General features: G+C 47.5%; 1 protein-coding gene. It reads left to right on the top strand.

Annotated elements, in window-relative coordinates; translation table 11 throughout:
- A partial coding sequence (locus AAEZ03_RS27090; protein WP_350582910.1) for an acyl-CoA dehydrogenase family protein occupies positions 1–278 on the top strand: 278 nt, incomplete at both ends.

Genomic DNA, 278 nt, shown 5'->3' with positions numbered 1-278 from the left:
CCTTTGTACCAGCCAGCAGATGCAGAAGGCTGTCATTTTGAAGAGGGTGTTGTCACTACCCCTAAAGGCTTTAAAGAAGCTTACGATCAGTTTGTAGACGGCGGCTGGCAAGGTATTTCGTACCCTGAAGAGTACGGCGGTATGAACTTGCCTATGTCAATCAACCTCATTAAGTCTGAAATGATGGGTACGGCGAACTGGCCGTGGGCAATGTATCCTGGCCTATCGACAGGTTGTATTAACACCATCATGCAGTACGGTACTGATGAGCAAAAAGA

Origin of the sequence: Pseudomonas sp. HY2-MNA-CIBAN-0224, from assembly GCF_040310285.1 — a bacterium.
Taxonomy (GTDB): Bacteria; Pseudomonadota; Gammaproteobacteria; order Pseudomonadales; family Pseudomonadaceae; genus Aquipseudomonas; species Aquipseudomonas helleri.
Note: the sequence above shows the minus strand (reverse complement) of the source record. Positions and strands in the feature narration are given on the sequence as shown.